The sequence below is a fragment of the Dietzia sp. PP-33 genome, from assembly GCF_033790845.1.
Lineage (GTDB): Bacteria > Actinomycetota > Actinomycetes > Mycobacteriales > Mycobacteriaceae > Dietzia.
Genome location: NZ_JAMYEI010000001.1, coordinates 495,026 through 517,127, shown reverse-complemented (window position 1 = coordinate 517,127; position 22,102 = coordinate 495,026). Strand labels below are relative to the sequence as shown.

The following is a 22,102-nucleotide window of genomic DNA, read 5'->3' as shown; positions in this document are numbered from 1 at the left end:
CAGGGGCGGGGTGGCGGATCCGGCGGATCGGCGGCGGCGCGGGCGCCTACCCCGCGGGAGTGGTCACGCGAAGGCCTCGTCGACGAGCGCCTTCTGCTCGACCGCGTGCACCTTGCTCAGGCCGGTCGACGTGGCGGCCATCGCCCGGCGCGAGACCCGCTTGATCCTCGGGAACTCGGGGATGACCTCCGGCACGTTGAGGGCGAGGAAACTCCACGCCCCCTGATTGGCCGGTTCCTCCTGCACCCACCGGACCTCGGAGAGGTTCGGGTAGTGCGCGAGGGCCTCACGCAGGCGACGGAACGGGATCGGGTGGATCTGTTCGAGTCGCACGATCGCGATGTCGTCGCGGCCCTCCTTCTCCTGACGTGCGGCGAGCTCGTAGTAGAGCTTGCCCGAGACCAGCAGCATGGTCTTGACCTCGCCCGGGTCCTTGCCGCCGTCGACGAAGGTGGGATCGTCGAGCACCGAGCGGAACTTGCCGGAGGTGAAGTCCGCGAGAGCGCTGACGGCCTTCTTGTTCCGCAGCATCGACTTGGGGGTGAAGACGATCTGGGGGCGCTTGATGCCGTCGGTGGCATGGCGGCGCATGAGGTGGAAGTAGTTCGCCGGGGTCGACGGCTGGGCGACCGTCATCGAGCCCTCGGCACACAGCTGCAGGAACCGCTCCATCCGCCCCGACGTGTGGTCCGGGCCCATGCCCTCGTGACCGTGCGGCAGGAGCAGCGTGACCGAGGACTTCTGGCCCCACTTGGCCTCACCCGAGGAGATGTACTCGTCGATGATGGTCTGGGCGCCGTTGACGAAGTCGCCGAACTGCGCCTCCCACAGGACCAACGCCTCGGGGTCACCGACGGAGTATCCGTACTCGAAGCCCACGCCGGCGAACTCGGTGAGTGCGGAGTTCCAGACCTCCAGCCGACCCTGGGCGTCCTCGAGGTTCTGCAGCGGTGAATACGGCTCGGAGGTCGTCTTGTCGACCACCACGGCGTGGCGCTGCGTGAACGTCCCCCGTTGGGAGTCCTGGCCGGTGAGGCGGACCGTGCGGCCCTCCTGCACCAGGGAACCGATCGCCAACAACTCCGCGAACGCCCAGTCGATGTTGCCGTTATAGGCCATCTTCTGGCGCGCCTCGTAGACGGGCTTGACACGCGAGTGGATGTGGAAGTGCTCGGGCAGGTTGCCGAAGGCGTCGCCGATCGCATGGATGACCGACTCGTCCACGGCCGTCACCAGACGCTTGGGCAGCGGCTGGTTTGGCAGGATCGACTCGGACGCCTTGACCGGGTGCTTCTCTAGTTCGCGGACCTCGTTGAAGACCCGCTCGAGCTGTCCCTGGAAGTCGCGGAGGGCGTTCTCGGCCTCCTTCTCGGTGATGTCGCCGCGACCGACCAGATCATCGGTGTACGACTGACGGACGCTCTTCTTGCCGTCGATCACCTCGTACATCCGGGGCTGCGTCATCGACGGGTCGTCGGCCTCGTTGTGGCCGCGACGGCGGTAGCAGACGAGGTCGATCACGACGTCCTTCTTGAACTGCTGGCGGAAGTCCATCGCCAGCCGCGCCACCCGTACACACGCCTCGGGGTCGTCGCCGTTGACGTGGAAGATCGGGGCGCCGATCATCTTGGCGACGTCCGTGGAGTACTGACTGGACCGACCGGCCTCGGGAGCGGTCGTGAAGCCGATCTGGTTGTTGACGACGATGTGGATGGTTCCGCCGGTGCGGTAGCCGTCGATCTGGGAGAGGTTCAGAGTCTCCGCGACCACTCCCTGTCCGGCGAACGCCGCGTCGCCGTGGAGCATGAGTGGGACGACCGGGTACTCGGCACGCCACTCCGGGTCCTCGATGAGATCCTGCTTGGCGCGCACGATTCCCTCCAGGACGGGGTCGACGGCCTCGAGGTGGGACGGATTGGCGGTGAGCGAGACCTTGATCTCGTTCTCGCCGAACATCTGGTACTGGATCCCCTCCGCGCCGAGGTGGTACTTGACGTCACCCGAACCGTGCGCGGCCGAGGGGTCCATGTTGCCCTCGAACTCGGTGAAGATCTGCCGGTACGGCTTGCCCACGATGTTGGCCAGGACGTTGAGCCGACCACGGTGCGGCATCCCGACCACGACTTCGTCGAGCGCGAACTCGGCCGCCTCGTCGATCACCGCGTCCATCATCGGGATGACCGACTCGGCGCCCTCCAGGGAGAAGCGCTTCTGACCCACGTACTTGGTCTGCAGGAAGGTCTCGAACGCCTCGGCCGCGTTGACCTTGGACAGGATGTACTTCTGTTCGGCGACCGTCGGCTTGTCGTCGACGCCCTCGACGCGATCCTGGATCCACTGGCGCTGTTCGTTCTCGAGGATGTGGGTGTACTCGATGCCGATCTTGCGGCAGTACGCCGCGCGCAGCGCCGACAGGACGTCGCGCAGGCGCATCTTGTCCTTGCCGACGAACCCGCCCACGGAGAACTTGCGGTCCAGGTCCCACAGCGTCAACTCGTGGGAGTTGACGTCGAGATCGGGGTGGAAGGTGCGGCGACGCTTGGCGTGCCGTCCGTCCAGCGGATCGATATCCGCCATGAGGTGGCCGCGGTCTCGGTAGGCCGCGATCAATTCGAGGACCCGGGCGTCCTTGTCCACGCGTGGGTCGGTGATGTCCTGACGCCACCGGACGGGCTCGTAGGGGATCCCGAGCATGTCGAAGATCTCGTCGTAGAACTCGTCCGCGAGCAGGAGGCGGTGGATCTCGCGGAGGAACTCCCCGGATTCCGCACCCTGGATGATCCGGTGGTCGTAGGTCGAGGTGAGCGTGGTGATCTTGCCGATGGCGTTGTTGGCCAGCTGCTCGTCGCTGGCACCCTGGAACTCGGCCGGGTACTCCATCGCGCCGACGCCCAGGATCGTGCCCTGCCCCACGGTGAGTCGCGGCACAGAATGGACGGTGCCGATCCCGCCGGGGTTCGTGAGGGAGATGGTGACCCCCGAGAAGTCCTCCATCGTCAGCTTACCGATGCGGGCGCGGGAGACGATGTCCTCGTAGGCGTCGAGGAAGCCGCGGAAGGTCAGGTCCTCGCAGTTCCTGATGGCGGCCACGACGAGGGTGCGCCCCGCCTTGGTCTTCATGTCGATCGCCAGGCCGAGGTTGATCCCGTTCGGGGTCACGACGTTGGGCTTGCCGTCGATCTCCTCGAAGTGGTTGTTCATGTTCGGGTAGGCCTTGATCGCCTGCACCATCGCGTACCCGATGAGGTGGGTGAAGGAGATCTTGCCGCCGTGCGTCCGCTTGAGGTGGTTGTTGATCACGACGCGGTTGTCGATCATGAGCTTGGCCGGAATCGCACGGACCGAGGTGGCCGTGGGCAACGTCAGCGACGCGTTCATGTTCTTGACGATCGCGTTGGCCGGGCCGCGCAGGACCTTGTTCTCCGCCTCCTCGGGAGGCGTGTACTCGGGCCGCGTGGTCCGCTTGGCGGCGGGTGCGTCCGACTTGCCCCGCGAGCCGGGCGTCCGCTCGGGGGCGGGCACTCCCTGCCCGCGCGCCTTGCTCTTCGGGGAGCTCTCGGCGGTGGGCTTGGCGGCCACGTCCTTGGCCGACGACTCAGGAGACATGTCGCCGACGGTCAGCTCCGAGGTCTTCTGCGTGTTCGCGTCGGGGGTGGCGTTGTCTCCCGAAGCCGCGCCGTCCGCGCTCTTCCCACCACTGCTCGGGCCGTCACCACGCTCGTCACCCCCGTCCGAGGTCGGACGACCGGCGGACGTGCCGTTCGACGAGCTCTCACCCCCAGAAGCGGCGGCCCCGGGGTTCGCGTCGAAGAACTCGTGCCACGACTTGTCCACGGAGGACGGGTCCTTGGAGAACCGCTGGTACATCTCGTCGACGAGCCACTGGTTCTGTCCGAACTGTGAGACGTTGTTGCTCACGATGTTGTGGTGCCTCTCTGGTCTGTGGTGGGTTTCACACGCAATGAACCCAGGCTAGACCTTCTGCGCGGTCTCGGCCTTCTGATCTCACCTGTCAGGGGGATGCCCCCCTCCGGCGCCAGCGGGGTCAGGATGTCGGCCAGCTGTCGGGTGGGGTTCCGAACGTGGTGGCGGCGGCGTCCACGACGGTCCTGCCGAGCCTGCGATTGCCCCAGCCGCCCAACGCGGCGCCGATCCCGGCCGGAGCGAGCTTGCCCATGGCGAGCGTGGCCCGCTTGACCGCGAACTTCCGGGCGAAGCGGGTCATCATCCGGCGGTTGACCTCCTTCAGTCCCGGCAGACCGAGGGTCCGGCCGGCGAGAGAGCCACCGGCGGCGGCCCCGCCACCCGTGCTGACGGCGTTGGACAGGATCGCGGTCCCGGAGGCGCCGAGCATGATCGTCATGACGAGTAGTTCCTCGTGCTCGCCCACCCGGACGTCGACACCGTGCACCTCGGCCACGGCCAACGTGTAGAACGCGGTGGCCTCGAGGAAGACGAGTGACTCCGCGCCGATCGCACCGAAGGCGAGCACGGTGCCCACCCCCGGAACGGCGGCGGTGGCGCCGACGGCGGCCCCGGACGCGGTGACCGTGGCGAGGAACCGTGAATCGAGTCGCTCGCGGATCTGCTCGGGACCGTCGCCCGGATGGTGCTCACGGAGCTTCCGGACATAGCTGCGCGCGGCACCCGCCTGACTCCGTATCGCCTTGCGCAGTGCTGACGTGACGACCCCGGCGAGGGGTCCCGAGACTTCGGATTCGGCGGGGACGCGGTCTGGCACGGGCGGATCTCCTCGAGTGTTCGCGATCGGGACGGGGGTCCTCTTCCACACCACGGTACGGAGAATCGGAGGGGCCCGCCCCGCTAGGGCAGGACCCGTTCGGTGTACTCGTTTCCGAAGACGCGGCCGGGGTCCAGGCGGTCCCGGACCGCGACGAAGTCATCGAAGCGCCCGACCGTGCCCGAGAGGTCCGAGGCGGTACGGGTGTGCATCTTCCCCCAGTGGGGGCGGCCGTCCGCGGCGAGGAAGATCTCCTCCGCGAACCGGAAGAGTTCGGTGTGATCCATCAGATGGAACTGGTGGACCGCGATGTAGCAGACCTCCCGCCGGTAGGCGGTCGACATCCAGACGTCGTCGGCGGCGGCGAACCGCACCTCGACGGGGAACGGGGTGACGATGCCGGAGCGGTCGATCACGTCGCGAAGGTCCCCCAGGACCCCCGCCGCCGCGGCGAGCGGGACCGCGTACTCCATCTCGCGGAACCGGACCCGACGCGGTGAGGCGTAGACCTTGTAGCTGCGGTCGGTGTACTCGCGGGCGGACAGCGCCGCGGCGGCGACGCGGTTGAGTCGTGGTGTCAGCGCCGGTCGACGGGCGGCGGTGCGGCACAGTGCGCCGAACGCCTCGTTGGACAGGAACTCGTCGCTGATGAACTCCCGGACCCGGCTCAGCGGCCGGAGGTCTGCGTCTCCCGGGAACCGGGTGTTGCGCTTGACGGTGACGGCGTCGGTGTGGGGGAACCAGAAGAACTCGGCGTGGTCGGCCGAGTCTGCGAAACCCTCGAGATCGGTCAGGGCGGCGGAGAGGGTCCAGGGGTGCTCCTCGGCACGCAGGGCGAACGCCGGTACGCAGTGGATCGTGATCTTGGTGATGACCCCCAGCGCGCCGATCCCGAGCCTGGCCGCCTCGAACACCTCCGGATGGACGTCCCGCGAGCAGGTGAGCACGGAACCGTCCGCCGTGACGAGCTGGAGGCCGACCACGGTGGCGGGTAGCCCCACAGCACCTCGGCCCGTGCCGTGGGTGCCCGTCGACACGGCCCCGGCGAGAGACTGCTCCGCGAAGTCGCCGAGATTCGGCTGGGCGAGGCCGAGGTCCCACAGCAGCGGGCCGAGCCGGTGCAGGCGCGTGCCCGCCCAGACGGTCACGTCCGCGCCGTCGACGTGGCCGTCGGCGTCGCGGGTGGGGACGATCGACTCGATCCCGGTCAGGTCGTCGAGTGAGACCAGGACGCCGTCCGTGGCGGCGGCGGGGGTGAAGGAGTGGCCGGCCCCCACACACTTGATCCTGGTGCCGCGGTCCGCGGCGGCCGTGGCGACCTCCACCACCTCTGCGACGGTGGTGGGGTTGGAGCGGCCGGAGGGCGAGGCGATCACGTTCCCGGCCCAGTTCCGCCACGATGCGCTCGAGGTCGTCATGGCTGCCGAGATTACCTCCCGCGGGGCGGGTGGGGGACGGTCCCGGACGACTGACCAGATCGCGCCGGCCGAGCCCGGTGCACCGAGGCGTGTGTGACCCTGACCGGTGTCTGTCGCCGAGGCGCCGTCGTACCATGGACGGGTGACCAGACGCCTTCCATCCGATCAGCGCAGAGCGCAGCTCCTCAGGGCCGCCCTGGAGATCGCCGAACACGACGGTCTCGGAGCGGTGACCGTGCGAGGGGTCGCGGAGCGCGCCGGGGTCTCGCTGGGTGTCGTCCACTACTGCTACACCGACAAAGAAGAGCTCCTGCGCGAGGTCATCGGTGCGGTCAACTCCGAGGTGCACCAGGCGGCCAGGGCGTTCATCAACGTCGACTTCGACTCCGGCACCCGCGGCAGGGAGGGGCTGCGGCGACGGCTGTACGAGGCCATCGACCTCATATGGGCGGTCATCTCCGCCTCGCCCGACCGGCAACTCCTCACCTACGAGATCGTCTCCTATTCCCTACGTACCCACGGTTCACCCGAGATCGGGCTGGCCCGCCACCAGCAGGAGTCCAACGAGGAGATCGTCCGATCGGTGCTCGAGCGGACCGCCCAGTCCGCGGGCATGTACTGGGGTATGGGGCTCGACGACATGGTGCGGGTCGTGGAAGCCACGGTCGCCGGCATCGGGTTGCGGTGGCAGATCTGCCGGGACGACGACGAGGCCATCACGCTTCTGCACCGGGCGGTCGACCTCGTCGTGGCGGACGCGCGTCCGGCCGACGGTGACTAGGTCGACGGTGACCAGGCCGACGGTGACCAGGGGGGTGGGCGGTCACGAGCCCGACGCACTCGACGCCGTCGAGGCCGCCACCGCCGGACTCGACGCGCCTCTCGCCGCGCTCCACCTCCCCAGCCTGCGTGCGAACCTCGCCGACCTCGGACGACGTTCGGGCGGCACGCGGATCCGGATCGCCAGTAAGTCGGTCCGATCGCGTCGGGTGCTCGAGGAGGCCCTGGGCCCGGGGCTCCGGGGCGATGCGACTGTCCGTGGGATCATGGCCTACTCGCTCGCCGAGGCGCTGTGGCTCGTGGAGAAGGGGTGTGACGACGTACTCGTCGGATACCCGACCGTCGACCGCGGTGCCCTCGCCCGGCTGGGCGCGGACCCGGGCTCTCTCGCCGCGGTGACCCTGATGATCGACGACGTCCGTCAGGTGGAGATCGCGCGGGCGTCCGGAGCCGGTGGCGCGAGGGTGTGCATCGACGTGGACGCCTCGCTGCGCCTCGGGCCGATCCACCTCGGGGTCCGGCGATCGCCACTACGCGGACCCGCCGACGTCGAACCGTTGGTCCGTCGCGCCGTGGCCGCGGGGTTCCGGGTGGTGGGGGCGATGTTCTACGAGGCGCAGGTCGCCGGTGTCCCGGACGACGTCCGCGGTGTCGGTGTGGTCAAGAAACTGTCCATGCGTCGTCTGCTCGGGTTGCGCGAGGCCGTCGCCGCGGTGATCACCGACGTCACCGGGCAGCAGCCGGAGATCGTCAACTCCGGCGGCTCGGGCTCGGTCGCCGAGAGCGCCGCGGACCCCGCCGTGACGGAGGTCACCGCGGGGTCCGGGCTCTTCGTTCCCGGGTTGTTCGACCACTACCGGTCCTTCACGCCGCGCCCCTCGTTGTTCTTCGCGCTGCCCGCGGTCCGGACCCCCGCCCGTGGACTCACGACCTTCCTGTACGGCGGCTACGTCGCCTCCGGGGCGCCGGGGGCCGACCGGTTGCCGGTACCCGCTCGCCCCGCGGGGCTGCGATACCTGGGAAGAGAGGGCGCGGGCGAGGTCCAGACCCCCGTGCGAGGGGATGTGGCGATAGGCGACCGCGCCTGGTGGCGACACGCGAAGGCGGGGGAGGTCTGCGAGCGGTTCGACACGCTCCACGTGGTGGACGAGACTGAACAGGGGCCCGCAGTGGTGGACCGCTGGCCCACCTACCGTGGGGAAGGGAAGTGTTTCGGATGACGGACACCGCGCCGATGACCGACGAGATGCGGGACCTGTTGCACGCCGAGGCCGTCTCGATCACGGCCGATCTGGTGTCCATCGACTCGACCAACACCGGCGACCCGGCGTCGATCGGGGACGGTGAGACCCGCGTGTGCCGCAGGATCGCCGAGTACCTCGACGAGGTGGGGATCCCCAGCCGACTGGTGGAATCCGTGCCCGGTCGCGGAAGCCTGTTCGCCCGCGTGGACGGAGCGGACCCCGGAGCCGGTGGACTGGTCGTCCACGGTCACGTCGACGTGGTGCCCGCGGTCGCCGAGGACTGGACGGTGCCGCCCTTCTCGGGGGAGATCCACGACGGCTGGCTCTACGGCCGTGGGACCGTCGACATGAAGAACATGATCGGCATGATGCTCGCTGTCGTGCGTCACCACCGCCGCGAGGGCATCGTCCCCCGCAGACCCCTCTTGCTCGCCTTCTTCGCGGACGAGGAGGCCGCAGGGACCATGGGTGCCAAGTGGGTGGTTCGCGAACACCCTGAGATCTTCGACGGCATGACCCACGCACTCAGTGAGGTCGGAGGGTGGTCCGTGCCGGTGGCCGGACGTCGGCTCTACCCGATCGCCGTCGCGGAGAAGGGTGTCGCCTGGGCCAGGGTCAGTGCGAACGGGGCCGCCGCCCACGCCTCCCGGCCCACCACGGACAACGCGGTCGCCGCGATCGCGGGTGCCGTCCACAGGGTGGCGAGCCGCCACTTCCCCGTCGCGCCGACCGAGGCCAACGCCGCCCTGGCGGCGGCGGTCGGCGAGATCGCCGGGTCGAGCGGGGACGTCGCGGACCTGCCCGCGCACCTGGGCGTGCTCGGACACTTCGGTCCGCTGGTGGAGGCATCGCTCTCGCACACCGCCTCGCCGACCATCCTGTCCGCCGGGTACAAGACCAACGTCATCCCCTCCGAGGCGTTCGCGGAGATCGACTGCCGTGTCCTGCCCGGCGGCGAGGAGACCTTCCGCGCGGAGATCGAGGACGAGCTCGGCCCCGACGTGACGGTCGACTGGATCTGGCAACCGCCGATCGCCGCGCCCGCCGACGACCCGCTGGTGGGGGTCATCCGGGAGTCGGTCCGCGAGTCCGACCCCGACGCGCTCGTCGTTCCCTACCTCCTGCCGGCCAGTACAGACAACAAGCACCTCGCACCGTTGGGGATCCACGGGTACGGTTTCGTCCCCCTGAGGGTGCCGGACGAGTTCGATGTCTTCGGCCACTTCCACGCCGTCGACGAGCGGGTCCCGGTCGACGCCCTCCATTTCGGTGCGGACGTCCTCGACCGTGTGCTCCGTTCGGCGTGAGGCTGCCTTTCACCGCAGCCCGGACGCCCGAGGCGGGTGCCAGGCTGCCCGCCGACATCTGGGTACTCATCGCCGCGGCCTTCGCTGTGGCGGTGGGCTACGGGCTCGTCGCCCCCGTCCTTCCCCAGTACGCCATGAGCTTCGACGTCTCGGTGGCGGCCGCGTCGGTGGTCGTGAGCGTCTTCGCCTTTTTCCGGCTCGTGTTCGCCCCCGCCGGCGGCGTGCTCGTGGACAGGCTGGGGGAGCGATGGGTCTACATGGGCGGGCTGCTCATCGTGGCGATATCGACCTTGGCCACCGGGTTCGCGCAGTCCTACTGGCAGTTGCTGGTCTTCCGTGGTCTCGGTGGTCTGGGCTCGACCATGTTCACCATCTCCGCGATGGCCCTGCTCACCCGGCTCTCGCCGCCGGGCGCTCGCGGCCGGATCATGGGCTTCTACGCTACGGCGTTCCTCATAGGCAACATCGGTGGGCCGGTCCTCGGCGGGCTACTCGCGGAGTTCGGCATGCGCGTGCCGTTCTTCGTCTATTCCGTCAGTCTGCTCGTGGCCACCGCGGTGGTGGCCGTATTCCTCCGGGGCGGACGGCGGCAGTCGCCTGACGACGGGACCCCCGAGCAGGAGCCGCTCCCGGTGCGGGACGCGCTACGGGACGCCCGGTACGTCGCCGCACTGGTGTCGAGTTTCGCCAACGGGTGGTCCTCCTTCGGCGTCCGGGTGGCGATCGTCCCCCTGTTCGCGGCTGCGAACTTCGACGCCGGCCCGGGGATCGCGGGGACTGCACTCGCCTCGTTCGCCGTGGGGACGGCGACCGTGATCTCGTTGGCCGGCCGATTGTCCGACCGATACGGCCGGCGCCCCCTGGTGATCAGTGGCCTGCTCGTCTCCGGTATCTCGACGATCTTCCTGGGATGGTGCGACACGGTTCCTCTGCTCATCGCCGCATCGGTCGTGGCGGGCATGGGCGCGGGGGTGCTCAATCCCGCCCAGCAGGCGGCGGTGGCGGACGTGATCGGCGCCGACCGCTCCGGCGGCAAGGTGCTGGCCTCGTTCCAGATGGCCAGTGACTCCGGGGCGATCCTCGGTCCGGTGCTGGTGGGCGTCGTGGTGCAGCTGTCCGGATACACCGCCGGATTCGCCATCTCGGGGGCGCTGCTCCTGGCGGCCGTGGTCCCGTGGCTGTTCGCCCGTGAGACCCACGACCGGATGGCCCGGGTGACGTCGGGGGAGTGACCTGCGTCGTCGTGTCGCGTATGGGGCCGTCGACGCCGTAGCATGAGTCACCTCATGAACAACGACAACGAGGACCGTACCGCCACCGCCGGCGACGAGGTCGACACCCCCGCCAGCGCCCCCGACACCACCGACACCCTCGCCGAGAACACGGTCGACCGGGTCCCCGCCGCCCGCGGGTCGGACGACCGCGCTCCCGAGGTGGAGGAGCCCCACGCGGAGGTGCCCGTGGCGGAGAAGACCGAGGACCGCGCCCCCACCGAGGAGAAGGCGGACAGCTCCACCGTCACGTTCGCCGACATGGGGCTCGCGCCGGCCGTCGCGCAGGCCGTCAAGGACGTCGGCTACGAGGTCCCCTCCGCCATCCAGGCCACCACGATCCCCCTGATCATGGCGGGCCGAGACGTCGTGGGGCTCGCGCAGACCGGCACCGGTAAGACCGCGGCCTTCGCGCTGCCGATCCTCTCGCTCATCGACCCGTCGGTGAAGAGCCCGCAGGCGCTCGTGTTGGCCCCCACCCGCGAGCTCGCGCTCCAGGTGGCCGAGGCGTGCATCACCTACTCGGCGAACATGCCCCAGGTCAACGTGCTGCCCATCTACGGTGGGCAGGCCTATGGCATCCAGCTGTCCGGTCTGCGGCGCGGCGCCCAGATCATCGTCGGTACCCCGGGTCGCGTCATCGACCACCTCAAGAAGGGCACCCTCGACCTGTCGGGACTGCGCCATCTGGTGCTCGACGAGGCCGACGAGATGCTCGCGATGGGTTTCCAGGAGGATGTCGAGCGGATCCTGTCCGACACCCCGCAGACCACCCAGGTCGCACTGTTCTCCGCCACCATGCCGGCAGCCATCCGCCGGATCTCGCAGAAGTACCTCACCGATCCGGCCGAGGTGAAGGTCGCATCCAAGACCTCCACCGCCCCGAACATCCACCAGCGCTACGTGCTGGTCAACCACCGGGACAAGCTCGACGCACTGACGCGGATCTTCGAGGTCGAGGACTTCGACGCGATGATCCTGTTCGTCCGAACCAAGTCGGCCACGGAGGAACTAGCGGAGAAGCTACGGGCTCGCGGGTTCTCGGCCGCGCCGATCAACGGCGACATCCCGCAGAACCTCCGCGAGCGGACGATCGAGGCGCTCAAGGACGGCCGGACCGACATCCTCGTGGCCACGGACGTGGCCGCCCGCGGGCTCGACGTGTCGCGGATCAGCCACGTGGTCAACTACGACATCCCGCACGACACCGAGTCGTACGTGCACCGGATCGGCCGTACGGGCCGCGCCGGTCGCAGCGGGCAGGCGTTGCTGTTCGTGACCCCGCGGGAGCGGCGCATGCTCTCCCAGATCGAGCGGGCCACGCGTCAGCCGCTGACGGAGATCCAGCTCCCGAGCGTGGACGACGTCAACGAGATGCGGATGGCCAAGTTCGGGCATTCGATCACCGAGAGCCTCGACGATCCGAACCTGGCGATGTTCCGTCGATTGGTGGAGGAGTACGCCAACGAGCACTCCGTCTCGATGGCGGACATCGCCGCCGCTCTCGCCACGCAGTCCCGGAACTCCGCCGACTTCCTCATGCGGGAGCCGGAGCGGCCGGTGCGTCGTGAGAGGCAGGACGACAGGCGGGAGGGTCGGCGCGACGAGCGGCGCGAGCGTCCGGGCCGTGACTTCTCGGACGGCCCCCGACCCTCGCGGACGGGCAAGGACATGGCGCAGTACCGGGTCGCCGTGGGTAAGCGGAACAACGTCAAACCCGGGTCGATCATGGGCGCTCTGGCCAACGAGGCCGGGCTCAGCGGCGGTGACATCGGACGCATCTCCATTCGCTTCGACCACTCGATCGTCGAGCTTCCCGCGAACCTGTCCCGCGACCAGATCGAATCGATGCGCGGGATCCGGGTGGCCGGGTCCGAGATCGACATCCGACCGGATTCCGGTCCCCCCGCCGGTCGCCCGTCAGCATCCAGGGACGACCGCGGTGGCCGCCCGCGAGGTGGCGGCGACAGGGCCGATCGTGGTGACCGGGGCACCAGGGGAGACGACCGTGGGGGCTCCCGGCGGGGCGACGGCGACGACCGCCGTGGCGGCGGGTTCCGCGGCCGCTCGGGCGGCGGTTCCGACCGGTACTGACCCCGCCGCTACGCCCCGGCGGGGCAGCCGCGGACCGCGTCCGTCAGCACCTCGTGGTCCCCGCTGGTCACCGGGAGTCCGTACGCGACCGCAGCCGTGAGGTATCTGGCGGCGAAGAAGCAGTGCCGACCAGGGTCCGGCGGGAGCCAGCCCTCCGGCGTCGAATCGCCCTTCCCGCTGTTGACCGACCCGGTGACGGCGAGGAGATTGCGGTCGACGTCGTTGGCGAACGCGGCGCGGCGCTCGGCTGACCACCGCCAGGCCCCCAGGTCCCACGCCGCGGCCAGGGGGAACACGTGGTCCACATGAATGCCCCTGACACCGGAGTCGCCCACGTCCACCACCCGACCGGTATAGGGGTCCACGAGGGTCCCTCCGTCCACCGTGCAGGGGGACGCCGGGTCCGTCGTGGCCCCGCGGAGATCGCGGGCCAGCACGTCGTGACGCGTGGGGCAGCCGTTCCGTGAGCCGGGCGCTCCGGTCGAATCGCTCCAGGCCGGGCCGAACACGCACGCCGAGGTTCCCGCGCAATCCCGCTCGTACCCGGGGACCGGGACCCGTTCGTCCACCACCTCGACCTGCGCGAGCAGAGGACCGACGCGGTCCCGACCGGGACTGCCCGGGGCCGGGGTCCGCGGTTCGGCCAGCCACATGACCACGAGGACCGCCGCCCCCACGGCCAGTACGAGGCAGAGCGCCCTCGGTCCGACCGGCGGGATGATCCGCGTGGGTGACATGGTGAGCGGTCCGAGACGCGAGTCGTGGGTCACGCGGCGAGTATCGATGACGGCGGGCGCATGGTGGGCCGACCGACCGGCCGGCGGCTCGACCCTGTGGAGATGCTCGAGGGTGTGGAGGGACCGTCGGTTCCTGTGCACGGCCCCGCGGACGGGGCCGTGTCCGACGGGCGTGCTTTCATGGCGTCGTGACCCACACCGTCGATCCCCGGCTCCATGCCGTCTGGCAGTCCGGGGTCGTGGGGTTGTGGTGCGACACGGGACTACACCGCCCGCGGTCCGTCGCGCCGGCCTCCTCCGTGACGGCGGTGGCCCGGGCCGGTGCACCCGAACAGGTTCTCGGATTCCTCGAGGAGTACAAGCTCTCGCACCGGATCACCGTCCGCGCCGTGGTGGAGGGCCGGGTGAGAGCAGCGACGGTCCCCGGGATCCGGATATCGGTCGCCGCCGCGATCGACCTCTGTGGACTCCTCGGGGCCGACGACCAGTGGGTCGGACCCGGACTGAGGGCCCTCGCCGCGTTGTCGGCCGGCGTCGCGACCCTCGTCTCCACGGGCCATGTGGTTCCTGCCCTGGCCCGCCTGGACGGGGGGTGGGAGGCGTCCTGGGAGCTGGTCGCCTCCCCGGTGATCTCGGCCTGGACAACGGAGAGTCTGCATCGTTGCCACGGGTTGGTCGCCACCCGCGAGGAGCTGTCCAGTCTCCTGTCGGCACTGGCGGATCACCACGCCCGGGCGGCGCTGGCACCACTGGCGGCGGACCGCCACAGCGACCTCGGGGACGCGCTGGTCAGCGGGGGAAGCGTGTCGTCGGGCACACAGGGCCTCGCCGAGGCGATCTCGGAGTTCGGCCGGGCGGCCGCGGCGAGGGACGTCGAGGTGGTGTTCCGGGTGCTCGAGCCCTCCGCGGACGACGAGGCCGACGGTCCGGAGGGGGAGCAGTCCCCGCCCGGGGGCGTGTTCTGGCGTCTGCAGGTGCTCGTCAGGACGGGGACGGACTCCCTACGACCCTTCTCCGAGATGGCCGACGCCACCGCCGTGGCCGGACCGGTGGGCGACGTCATGGACAGGGCCGTCCGGTCGTGGCCGCCTCTCTCGCGGGCGACCCACGCGGCAGGGAGTCCCGACCTGCTCCTGCCGACCGACCTCGTGGTGGATCTGGTCGACGAGGGAGTGGAGGCGCTCCGTGGCCGGGGCGTCGAGGTCCTCCTGCCGAGGGCCTGGACCCGGGTCAGGACCGCGGTCAGGGTGGCCGTGAAGGAACCCGGGACCGAGTCCGTGGACTCGGGGCACCGGCTGGGGCTCGAGCAGTTGGCGGACGTGGACTGGGAGATGGTGGTCGACGGCACCCCTCTGGACGCCACCGAGGCCCGGATGTTGCTTGACGCCGCCTCGGATCTGGTCAAGCTCCGGGGACAGTGGGTGCGGGCGGACCCGGGGGCGCTCCGACGGGCGGCCCGCTTCCTCGCCGCCGGCCGTGGGACGAGGGTGACCGCGCCGGCGCTGGTGGGGGCGTTGATGTCCGAGGAGGCGGAGGGCGTCGAGGTGGAGTCGCCCCCCACGCTCGACTGGATCCCCTCGTCGTCGTCGTTCCAGGTGGTCCTCCCGGAGTGGTTCCGGGCCACGCTGCGTCCGTACCAGTCCGAGGGTGTGAGGTGGCTCTCGGCGCTGGCGCGCGCCGATACCGGTGCCGTGCTGGCGGACGACATGGGGCTCGGCAAGACCATGCAGGTCCTCGCACTCACCGCCGCCGAACACGCGGCCGGGCGGAGCGGCCCCACCCTGGTGGTGGCGCCCCTGACCCTGGTGGCGACCTGGGCCCGGGAGGCCGCCACGTTCGCTCCGCGGCTTCGTGTCCACGTGCACCACGGCCCGGGCCGTGACCGTGGTCAGGGTGCAGTCGACCGGATGGCGGAGACGGACCTCGTGCTGACCTCGTACGGCACCGCCGCACGTGACGCCGAGATGCTCACGGGGGTGAGGTGGCGACGACTGGTCGCGGACGAGGCCCAGACGGTCAAGAACCCGGCCACGGCCGTGTCCCGGGCGATCAGGTCGATCCCCGCGCGACACCGGATCGCGCTCACCGGAACCCCGGTGGAGAACCGGTTGGACGAACTGCGGGCGGTCCTCGACTTCGCCAACCCCGGACTGCTCGGGTCGGCCAGTACCTTCCGCGCCCGGTTCGCGGTGCCCATCGAGTCCCACAGGGACGAGGCCGCGGCCTCGCGGCTACGGGCCCTGGCATCCCCGTTCGTGCTGCGCCGACTCAAATCGGACCCGGCGGTGGCCGCCGATCTGCCCGCCAAGCAGCACATCCGGGTCGACTCGCCACTCACCCGCGAGCAGGCGACCCTCTACCAGGCTGTCGTCGAGGACATGATGGAGCAGGTCAAGGAATCCGAGGGCGCGGCCCGCAAGGGGGCCATCCTGTCCGGACTCACCGCGCTCAAGCAGGTGTGCAACCACCCTGCGCACTATCTCGGCGACGGGTCCGCCCTCCTGCGCGGGGGGCGTCACCGGTCAGGCAAGCTCGCAGCACTGGACGAGGTACTCACCGAGATCCTCGACGCGGGGGAGAAGGTCCTGTTGTTCACCCAGTACCGCGCCTTCGGCGACCTCATCATGCCGTTACTCGAGCGCAGGGCCGCGACGGGCGTGCCGTTCCTCCACGGCGGCGTCACGGCCGCCGGTCGGGCGGCGATGGTCGAGGAGTTCCAGAGCGCGGACGGTCCGCCGGTGATGCTCGCCTCCCTCCGCGCGGGCGGGACCGGGCTCACCCTGACCGAGGCCAACCACGTGGTGCACCTGGACCGGTGGTGGAACCCCGCGGTGGAGAACCAGGCGACGGATCGGGTGCACCGGATCGGTCAGACGCGGGTGGTCCAGGTCCGCACGCTCGTCGCACCGGGGACGGTGGAGGACCGGATCGACGAGCTGCTGGAGGCCAAACGTGAGCTGGCCGATCTCACCCTGGGGCCGCTCGCGGGTGTACTGACCGAGCTGACCGATGCGGATCTCGCCGCCCTGGTCGCCCTGACCGACGAGGGGAGTGACGAACCGTGAGCGGTCGCGCGGGGATCCCCACCAGGTCGCGGGCGGGTCCTTTCGGGGCGCACATGTGGAGCCGTCGATGGTCCTCGGACTTCGAGGTCGGGGTGGACCGGCGGGACGTGTTCCTCGCCCGCAGGGACGCACGAGACGGCAAGGTGCTCTCCCTCGACCACTCCGGCCGGATCGTGCGGTGCGACGTCGGCGGCAGCCAGCCGGAGCCGTACACCGTCGAGTTCGAGTTCTCCCAGCTCGACGGCACCGACACCGACGCCCTGCGTTCGGCCCTCCGGAGGGAGGACGGCGGAGTCCTGGGCGCACTGTCGGGCGGGTTCTCCGACACCGTGGGCTTCCTGCTGCTCCCCGCGGTCCACGGGTCCACCAGGTACTCCTGCAGGTGTCCGGTGCAACCCGGGCCGTGCCGACACGTGCTGTCCGCGGCCTACGTGCTGGTCGAGTGGTGGGACGCCGCCCCCGAGGTGATGTTCGAGCTCCGCGGACTGCGGGCCGAGTCGTTGGGCGCGGTACTGGGAGGGACGGCAGACGGGGACGACGGTCCCGTCGCGTTCGACGTGGAGGAGGGCCTGTGGGGCCGGGATCCGCTGGTGCCGGCTCATCCCACCGCCGAGCCGGCCGGCCTGGAGGACCTGCTGGACGCGCCGGTCACCAGAAGACTCGCGGCGGCCGCCACCTCGGACCCGCTCGAGCAGCTGCGGGTCGTGGCCGACCTCGAGGACTTCCTCGACGCGTTCTCGCGGTACCGCCCACGATGACTGGCGCGCGCGCCGGGGAGCCCGACGGTCCGATGCCGGTGATGTCGGACCCGCGACCTACGATGCGGCCATGGACAGGCGACGGAACGGCGACGTGATCCGATTCCTCCATTCCGCGGACTGGCAGCTGGGGATGACCCGGCGCTTCCTCGGGACCGAGTCCCAGGCCGTGTACACCGCGGACAGGCTCGCGGCCGTGGCCTCGCTGGGGGAGCTGGCCACCGAGTACGGTGCGGGCTTCGTGGTGGTCGCCGGTGACGCGTTCGAGGACAACGCGGTACCCCGGTCGGTCGTCCTGCGGGCGGCAGAGGCCCTCGCGGCGTTCCCGGTGCCCGTACTCGTCCTCCCCGGGAACCACGACCCGCTCGACGTGTCCTCGGTACTGCGGTGCAGGGATTTCTCCTCGGCCGTCCACGGGGGAGCGGTCACCGTCCTCGAGGACTCCGAACCTGTGGAGGTGCTCCCGGGCGTCGAGGTGGTCGGAGTCCCCTGGACCTCCAAACGTCCGGATCCGGCCCGCCTGCCCGCACTGCTCGCCTCGCTGGGGCCGACCGACGGACTGCGTGTCCTCGTGGCTCACGGAGGGACCGACGAGGTCTACGGTGGTGACGCCCCGTCGGTGGAGGCGATCCGCGTCGCGGATCTGGAGGACTCCGTCGGGGCGGGGCACCTGGACTACGTCGCACTCGGCGACAGGCATTCGGTCACCCGTGTCGGTTCCGGGAACAGGATCTGGTTCTCCGGGAGCCCCGAGACGACGGCGTTCGACGACGTGGAGAAGGACTCCGGTCACGCGCTGCTCGTCGAACTCGGGAGACCGGACGCCACCGGGAGCCGGGTCGACTGTGCGGTCACCCCCGTACGGACCGGACGCTGGTCGTTCCGCGCCATCAACGCGGAGATCGAGACCGAGGCGGACCTCGAGGCGCTCTCCGAGCGCGTGGAGGCGGTCGGGGACAAGTCCAGGACGGTCCTCAAGCTGGGGCTCACCGGGACCGTCGGAGTCGCACTACGCGCCAGGATCGACGACCTGCTCGACACCTGGGCGGCGCTGTTCGCGGCCGCGTACCTGCGGGAGCGGCTCACCCATCTCGTGGTCCGAGCCGAGGACTCGGACTTCACCGACCTCGTCGACGGGTACGCCGGGCGCGCGGTGGAGGATCTCGTGGAGGCTGCGGCGTCGGACGGTCCGGACGCCGAGGACGCGGGGAACGCGCTCAGCCTGCTGTACCGGCTCGTCGACGGAGGCGTGCGATGATCCTGCACCGGCTGTGTATCGAGGACTTCCGTGGGGTCGAGCGGGAAGAGGTGCACGTGCCCTCCCGGGGCGTCTTCGTGATCGAGGGGCCCAACGAGTCCGGCAAGACGAGCCTCATGGACGCACTGGAGATGCTCCTCGAGCACAAGGCGTCCTCCGGGCGAGCGGAGATCAAAGCCGCGAGTCCCGTGGGGCGGGACGTCCCCGTCGTCGTGGAGGCGGACTTCACCATCGACGGCGAACGGCTGCGGTACCGGAAGGAGTTCGTCCGGGGAAAGCGCACCTCGCTCGAGTTCACCGATTCCGCGAAGGTGGCACTCACGGGCGACGACGCACACGAGTACGTGCGAGATCTCCTCGACCGCAGGGTGGACCGGTCCCTGTGGAGGGCCCTGCGTATCGCCCAGGACGAACCCATCGGTCAGGTGGACGCCGGAAAGGGGATGGAATCGCTGCGTCGAGCCCTGGACACCGCCGCCGGCGGCGCCGACCCGACCGGCGACGACAGCCTCATCATGCGCGTCGCGGAGGAACGGAACCGGTACCTGACGGCACGCAGGGGCGAAGCAACCGGAGATCTGGCTCGGTCAGAGACCCGTCTGGCCGACGCCCGCACAGCGCTGGACGAGGCCACGGCAGGGCTGTCGGAGCTCGATGCCGCGGTGACCGAGCACGCCCGCCAGACCGCCGCCCACGCCGGCCGGCGGTCCTCGCTGGTCGCCGTCGAGGCCGAGGTGGCGCGCCTGGAGGAGGCGGGCCGCACGGCCACCGGACTCCGGGAGGCCCTCCGGACCGCGGAGGCGGAGGTCGACCGCGCCACGGTGGCGCACGAGGCCTCGAGCCGCCTGCACCGGGAGCGGGCCGGTCTCGTCTCCCGACGCGACGGTGAACAACTCAGGATGGCCGACCTGCGGGACGCGGCCGCGCAGGCGGCGGCGAGGTCGGAACCGGCTCAGACCAGGGCGATGCAGGCGCGGACCGCCCTCGAGTCGGCGGAGGCACGGGTCACCCGTGCCCGCGCTCTCCTCGATGCTCAGCGCGAGGCCCACGAGTGCGCGCGGCGGCGTGCGGAGCTGGAGGAGGTCGACTCCCTGCTCGGCACGCTGGGCGTCCTCGGCGACGAGCTCGCCGGAATGGAGGCCGAGCTGGCGGAGGTCGGATTGCCCGGCGGGGCTGTCGCCCGGATCCGCGACGCGGAAGCGGCCCTGCGCGAAGCCGTCGTCCGGAGCGCGGCCAGCGCCCCGACGGTGGCCGTCGCCGGCGCGGGAGAGGTCCTCATCGGTTCGGAGCCGGTCGACGCCGCCGAGGGATGGGTGCGGGAGATCGTCGAGGACACCGTGTTCGAGGTGGGCTCGGTGTCGTTGACCGTGGTTCCCGCCGGTGACACGGAGGCGGTCCGCCGAGCGGAAACGACGGCCAGGTCCCGCCTCGCCGCATTGTTGGCCGAGGTCGGCGCCGGGTCGCTGTCCGAGGCCGAAGAGCGGGAGCGGCGTGCAGACGGACTCCGCGCCGACATCGCCGCACACCGTCGACGCAGGACTGATCTACTCCGGGGTGACACGCTCGAGGACCTCTCGAGGCGACGATCCGCCCTCGCGACCGAGGTGGCCGCGGACCGGGACGACGCCCGGCCCGCGGCGGGGGACCCCTGTGACACAGGTGTTCCGGGAGCCGGTTCGTCGACCGACCCGGCGGTGGAGTCGGCGGATGCCGAGTCTGACCTCGCCAGGTGCCGTGGCGAGGACAGGGCGGCCTCGTCCGAGGCCGAGACCCTACGGACCGACCTCGCCACCCGGGAGGCGCTGGCCGCGGAGGCCGCGGCCCGCGTGCAGGAATGTGAGGACGCACTCGCCGCGGCGAGGGCCGATACCCCGGACGAGGATCTCGAGGTCGCACTGGAGCGGACGAGGGTCGTGGTGGACTCCACACGGGAGGCCGTCGTCCGGGCGCGGGCCCGTCTGGACGAGGCACTGGCGGACGCTCCTCCGGAACTGCTCGAGAACGCGCGCGCGTCGTTGGCCGCGCTCGTGTCGGAGGAGCGGGACGGCGCGGCTGCGGTGGCCACCGCACTCGGACGGGTGAACGCGATCGGCGAGCAGGGCAGGCTCGGGGATGTCGCGGTCGCCGAGCGCGAGTTCGAGGCCGCGCAGAGGGAGAACGAGGCGCTGTGGCGACGCGCCCGCGCGGCGGACCTGCTCCACCGCACCCTCGTGCAGCGTCGGGCCGAGGCGCTCCGGTCCTACCAGGAGCCTTTTCACCGCGCCGTGGTGGAACTCGGATGCCTGGTCTACGGGCGCGACTTCGACGTCCGTCTGGGGGAGGACCTGACCATCCTCAGCCGACGTTCCGGTGGCGTCACGGTCGACTACGAGTCGCTGTCGGGCGGGGCGCGGGAACAGCTGGCCGTGATCGTCCGGATCGCCTGCGCGAGACTGGTGGGCGACAACGGAGTCCCGGTGTTCCTCGACGACACGATGGGGTACACCGATCCGGCTCGACGCCTGTCCATGGGGGCGGTCATCGCCGCGGCCGCGGCCACCTCGCAGGTGATCGTCCTCACGTGCGACCGCGCGCGATTCGCCGGAGTCGGGAGCGCACGAACCCACATCATGCGCAGCGCGGGTGCGTCCCGGGACTGACCGCACGAACGCGTGGTCGATCCTCGGGGCGGTGGTTGGCGTTCGACGTGGTCCGGCGTCGTGTTGTAATAGCCCCATGAGCGAGACACGCTGGTTGAGCGATGAAGAGCAGTGCATGTGGCGCCGGTACAGGGAAGTCAACCAACTGCTCGAGCTCGCGATCGAGCGCCAGCTCCAGCGCGACGCGTCGATGTCCCAGTCCGACTACGCGGTGCTGGTCTGCCTCAGCGAGGCCGATAGCCGTGGTCTGCGTGCCCGCGATCTCGGTGCGGCCCTGGGCTGGGATCGCAGCCGCGTGTCCCATCAGGTCAGGCGGATGGAGGGCCGGGGGCTGGTGGCGAAGGCCGAGTGCCCCGAGGACGGCCGTGGCACGATCGTCACGCTCACGACGGCAGGGGCCGAGGCGATCGCCCGGGTGGCCCCCATGCACGTCGAGAAGGTCAGGGAACTGCTCATCGAGGCACTGGACCAGAACGAGGTCCGCGCCCTGACGGAGATCTTCGAGCGGGTCGTCACCCGCATCGGCGAGGTAGACGGGATCACCCTGCCGAAGTGACCCGGCGGGCGGATTCCGCCGGTGCCGCAGAACGAGAGCAGGGCCCGGGCTGTGAAGCCCGGGCCCTGCTCTCGTGGTGCCCCCGAAGGGAATCGAACCCCTGACCTTTGGTACCGGAAACCAACGCTCTATCCCCTGAGCTACGAGGGCGGGATAACCGGCCGGTGAGGCCGGAGGCCGGTCAGAGGGCGACTGCGTGCGACCACCCTGCTGAACAGCGAGACCGATCGTAGC

14 protein-coding genes and 1 tRNA gene are annotated in these 22,102 nt (G+C 70.5%); 10 read left to right on the top strand and 5 right to left on the bottom strand.

The features are described from left to right. Positions 1-63: 63 nt before the first annotated feature. The 3 genes from NJE57_RS02465 to NJE57_RS02455 all read right to left on the bottom strand — a co-directional run bounded on the left by NJE57_RS02465 (position 64) and on the right by NJE57_RS02455 (position 6,159). On the bottom strand, positions 64-3,918 hold the full coding sequence (locus NJE57_RS02465) for a multifunctional oxoglutarate decarboxylase/oxoglutarate dehydrogenase thiamine pyrophosphate-binding subunit/dihydrolipoyllysine-residue succinyltransferase subunit (protein WP_319026772.1): 3,855 nt from the start codon (positions 3,916-3,918) through the stop codon (positions 64-66). Between the two features lie 127 nt (positions 3,919-4,045). Next, entirely contained in the window at positions 4,046-4,741 is a 696-nt protein-coding gene (locus NJE57_RS02460; RefSeq protein WP_319026771.1) for a hypothetical protein, read from the bottom strand. A gap of 83 nt (positions 4,742-4,824) precedes the next feature. Beyond that, the gene (locus NJE57_RS02455) at positions 4,825-6,159 is read right to left on the bottom strand and encodes a D-arabinono-1,4-lactone oxidase (RefSeq protein WP_319026770.1); all 1,335 of its coding nucleotides are present in this window, start codon (positions 6,157-6,159) and stop codon (positions 4,825-4,827) included. A 142-nt stretch (positions 6,160-6,301) separates the two neighbouring features. Here NJE57_RS02455 and NJE57_RS02450 point away from each other — a divergent pair, with 142 nt between their 5' ends. The 5 genes from NJE57_RS02450 to NJE57_RS02430 are packed head-to-tail and all read left to right on the top strand — an operon-like array spanning position 6,302 to position 12,855. Beyond that, the gene (locus NJE57_RS02450; protein ID WP_319026769.1) at positions 6,302-6,940 is read left to right on the top strand and encodes a TetR/AcrR family transcriptional regulator; all 639 of its coding nucleotides are present in this window, start codon (positions 6,302-6,304) and stop codon (positions 6,938-6,940) included. A 7-nt stretch (positions 6,941-6,947) separates the two neighbouring features. After that, positions 6,948-8,159 carry an amino acid deaminase/aldolase gene (locus NJE57_RS02445; protein WP_319026768.1) on the top strand — a complete coding sequence of 404 codons (1,212 nt, stop codon included), beginning with the start codon at positions 6,948-6,950 and terminating at the stop codon, positions 8,157-8,159. After that, positions 8,156-9,490, top strand: coding sequence for a M20/M25/M40 family metallo-hydrolase (locus NJE57_RS02440; RefSeq protein ID WP_319026767.1), 1,335 nt, complete (start codon positions 8,156-8,158; stop codon positions 9,488-9,490). The genes NJE57_RS02445 and NJE57_RS02440 overlap by 4 nt, the downstream gene beginning before the upstream one ends. After that, entirely contained in the window at positions 9,487-10,722 is a 1,236-nt protein-coding gene (locus tag NJE57_RS02435) for an MFS transporter (RefSeq protein ID WP_319026766.1), read from the top strand. Before NJE57_RS02440 ends, NJE57_RS02435 begins: the two co-directional genes overlap by 4 nt. Before the next feature lie 54 nt (positions 10,723-10,776). Further along, positions 10,777-12,855 (top strand): DEAD/DEAH box helicase, encoded by a 2,079-nt coding sequence (locus NJE57_RS02430; protein WP_319026765.1) that lies wholly within the window; start codon positions 10,777-10,779, stop codon positions 12,853-12,855. 8 nt (positions 12,856-12,863) lie between these two features. On the opposite strand, the gene NJE57_RS02425 is transcribed toward NJE57_RS02430, so the two are convergent. Next, a complete protein-coding gene (locus NJE57_RS02425) occupies positions 12,864-13,625 on the bottom strand; it encodes an HNH endonuclease family protein (RefSeq protein ID WP_319026764.1) in 762 nt (253 codons plus the stop codon). A gap of 155 nt (positions 13,626-13,780) precedes the next feature. Between NJE57_RS02425 and NJE57_RS02420 the strand changes: the two genes are divergently transcribed. From NJE57_RS02420 to NJE57_RS02400, 5 genes are all read left to right on the top strand, one after another. Continuing rightward, positions 13,781-16,657 (top strand): DEAD/DEAH box helicase, encoded by a 2,877-nt coding sequence (locus NJE57_RS02420; protein ID WP_319026763.1) that lies wholly within the window; start codon positions 13,781-13,783, stop codon positions 16,655-16,657. Between the two features lie 53 nt (positions 16,658-16,710). Beyond that, positions 16,711-17,415 (top strand): hypothetical protein, encoded by a 705-nt coding sequence (locus NJE57_RS02415; protein WP_319026762.1) that lies wholly within the window; start codon positions 16,711-16,713, stop codon positions 17,413-17,415. A gap of 70 nt (positions 17,416-17,485) precedes the next feature. Next, complete coding sequence (locus tag NJE57_RS02410; protein ID WP_319026761.1) at positions 17,486-18,673, top strand: metallophosphoesterase family protein; 1,188 nt, start codon at positions 17,486-17,488, stop codon at positions 18,671-18,673. Next, the gene (locus NJE57_RS02405) at positions 18,670-21,312 is read left to right on the top strand and encodes an AAA family ATPase (RefSeq protein ID WP_319026760.1); all 2,643 of its coding nucleotides are present in this window, start codon (positions 18,670-18,672) and stop codon (positions 21,310-21,312) included. Before NJE57_RS02410 ends, NJE57_RS02405 begins: the two co-directional genes overlap by 4 nt. Before the next feature lie 76 nt (positions 21,313-21,388). Further along, on the top strand, positions 21,389-21,868 hold the full coding sequence (locus NJE57_RS02400) for a MarR family winged helix-turn-helix transcriptional regulator (protein WP_319026759.1): 480 nt from the start codon (positions 21,389-21,391) through the stop codon (positions 21,866-21,868). Between the two features lie 74 nt (positions 21,869-21,942). On the opposite strand, the gene NJE57_RS02395 is transcribed toward NJE57_RS02400, so the two are convergent. Next, positions 21,943-22,018 (bottom strand) — tRNA-Arg (locus tag NJE57_RS02395). Between the last annotated feature and the right edge of the window lie 84 nt (positions 22,019-22,102).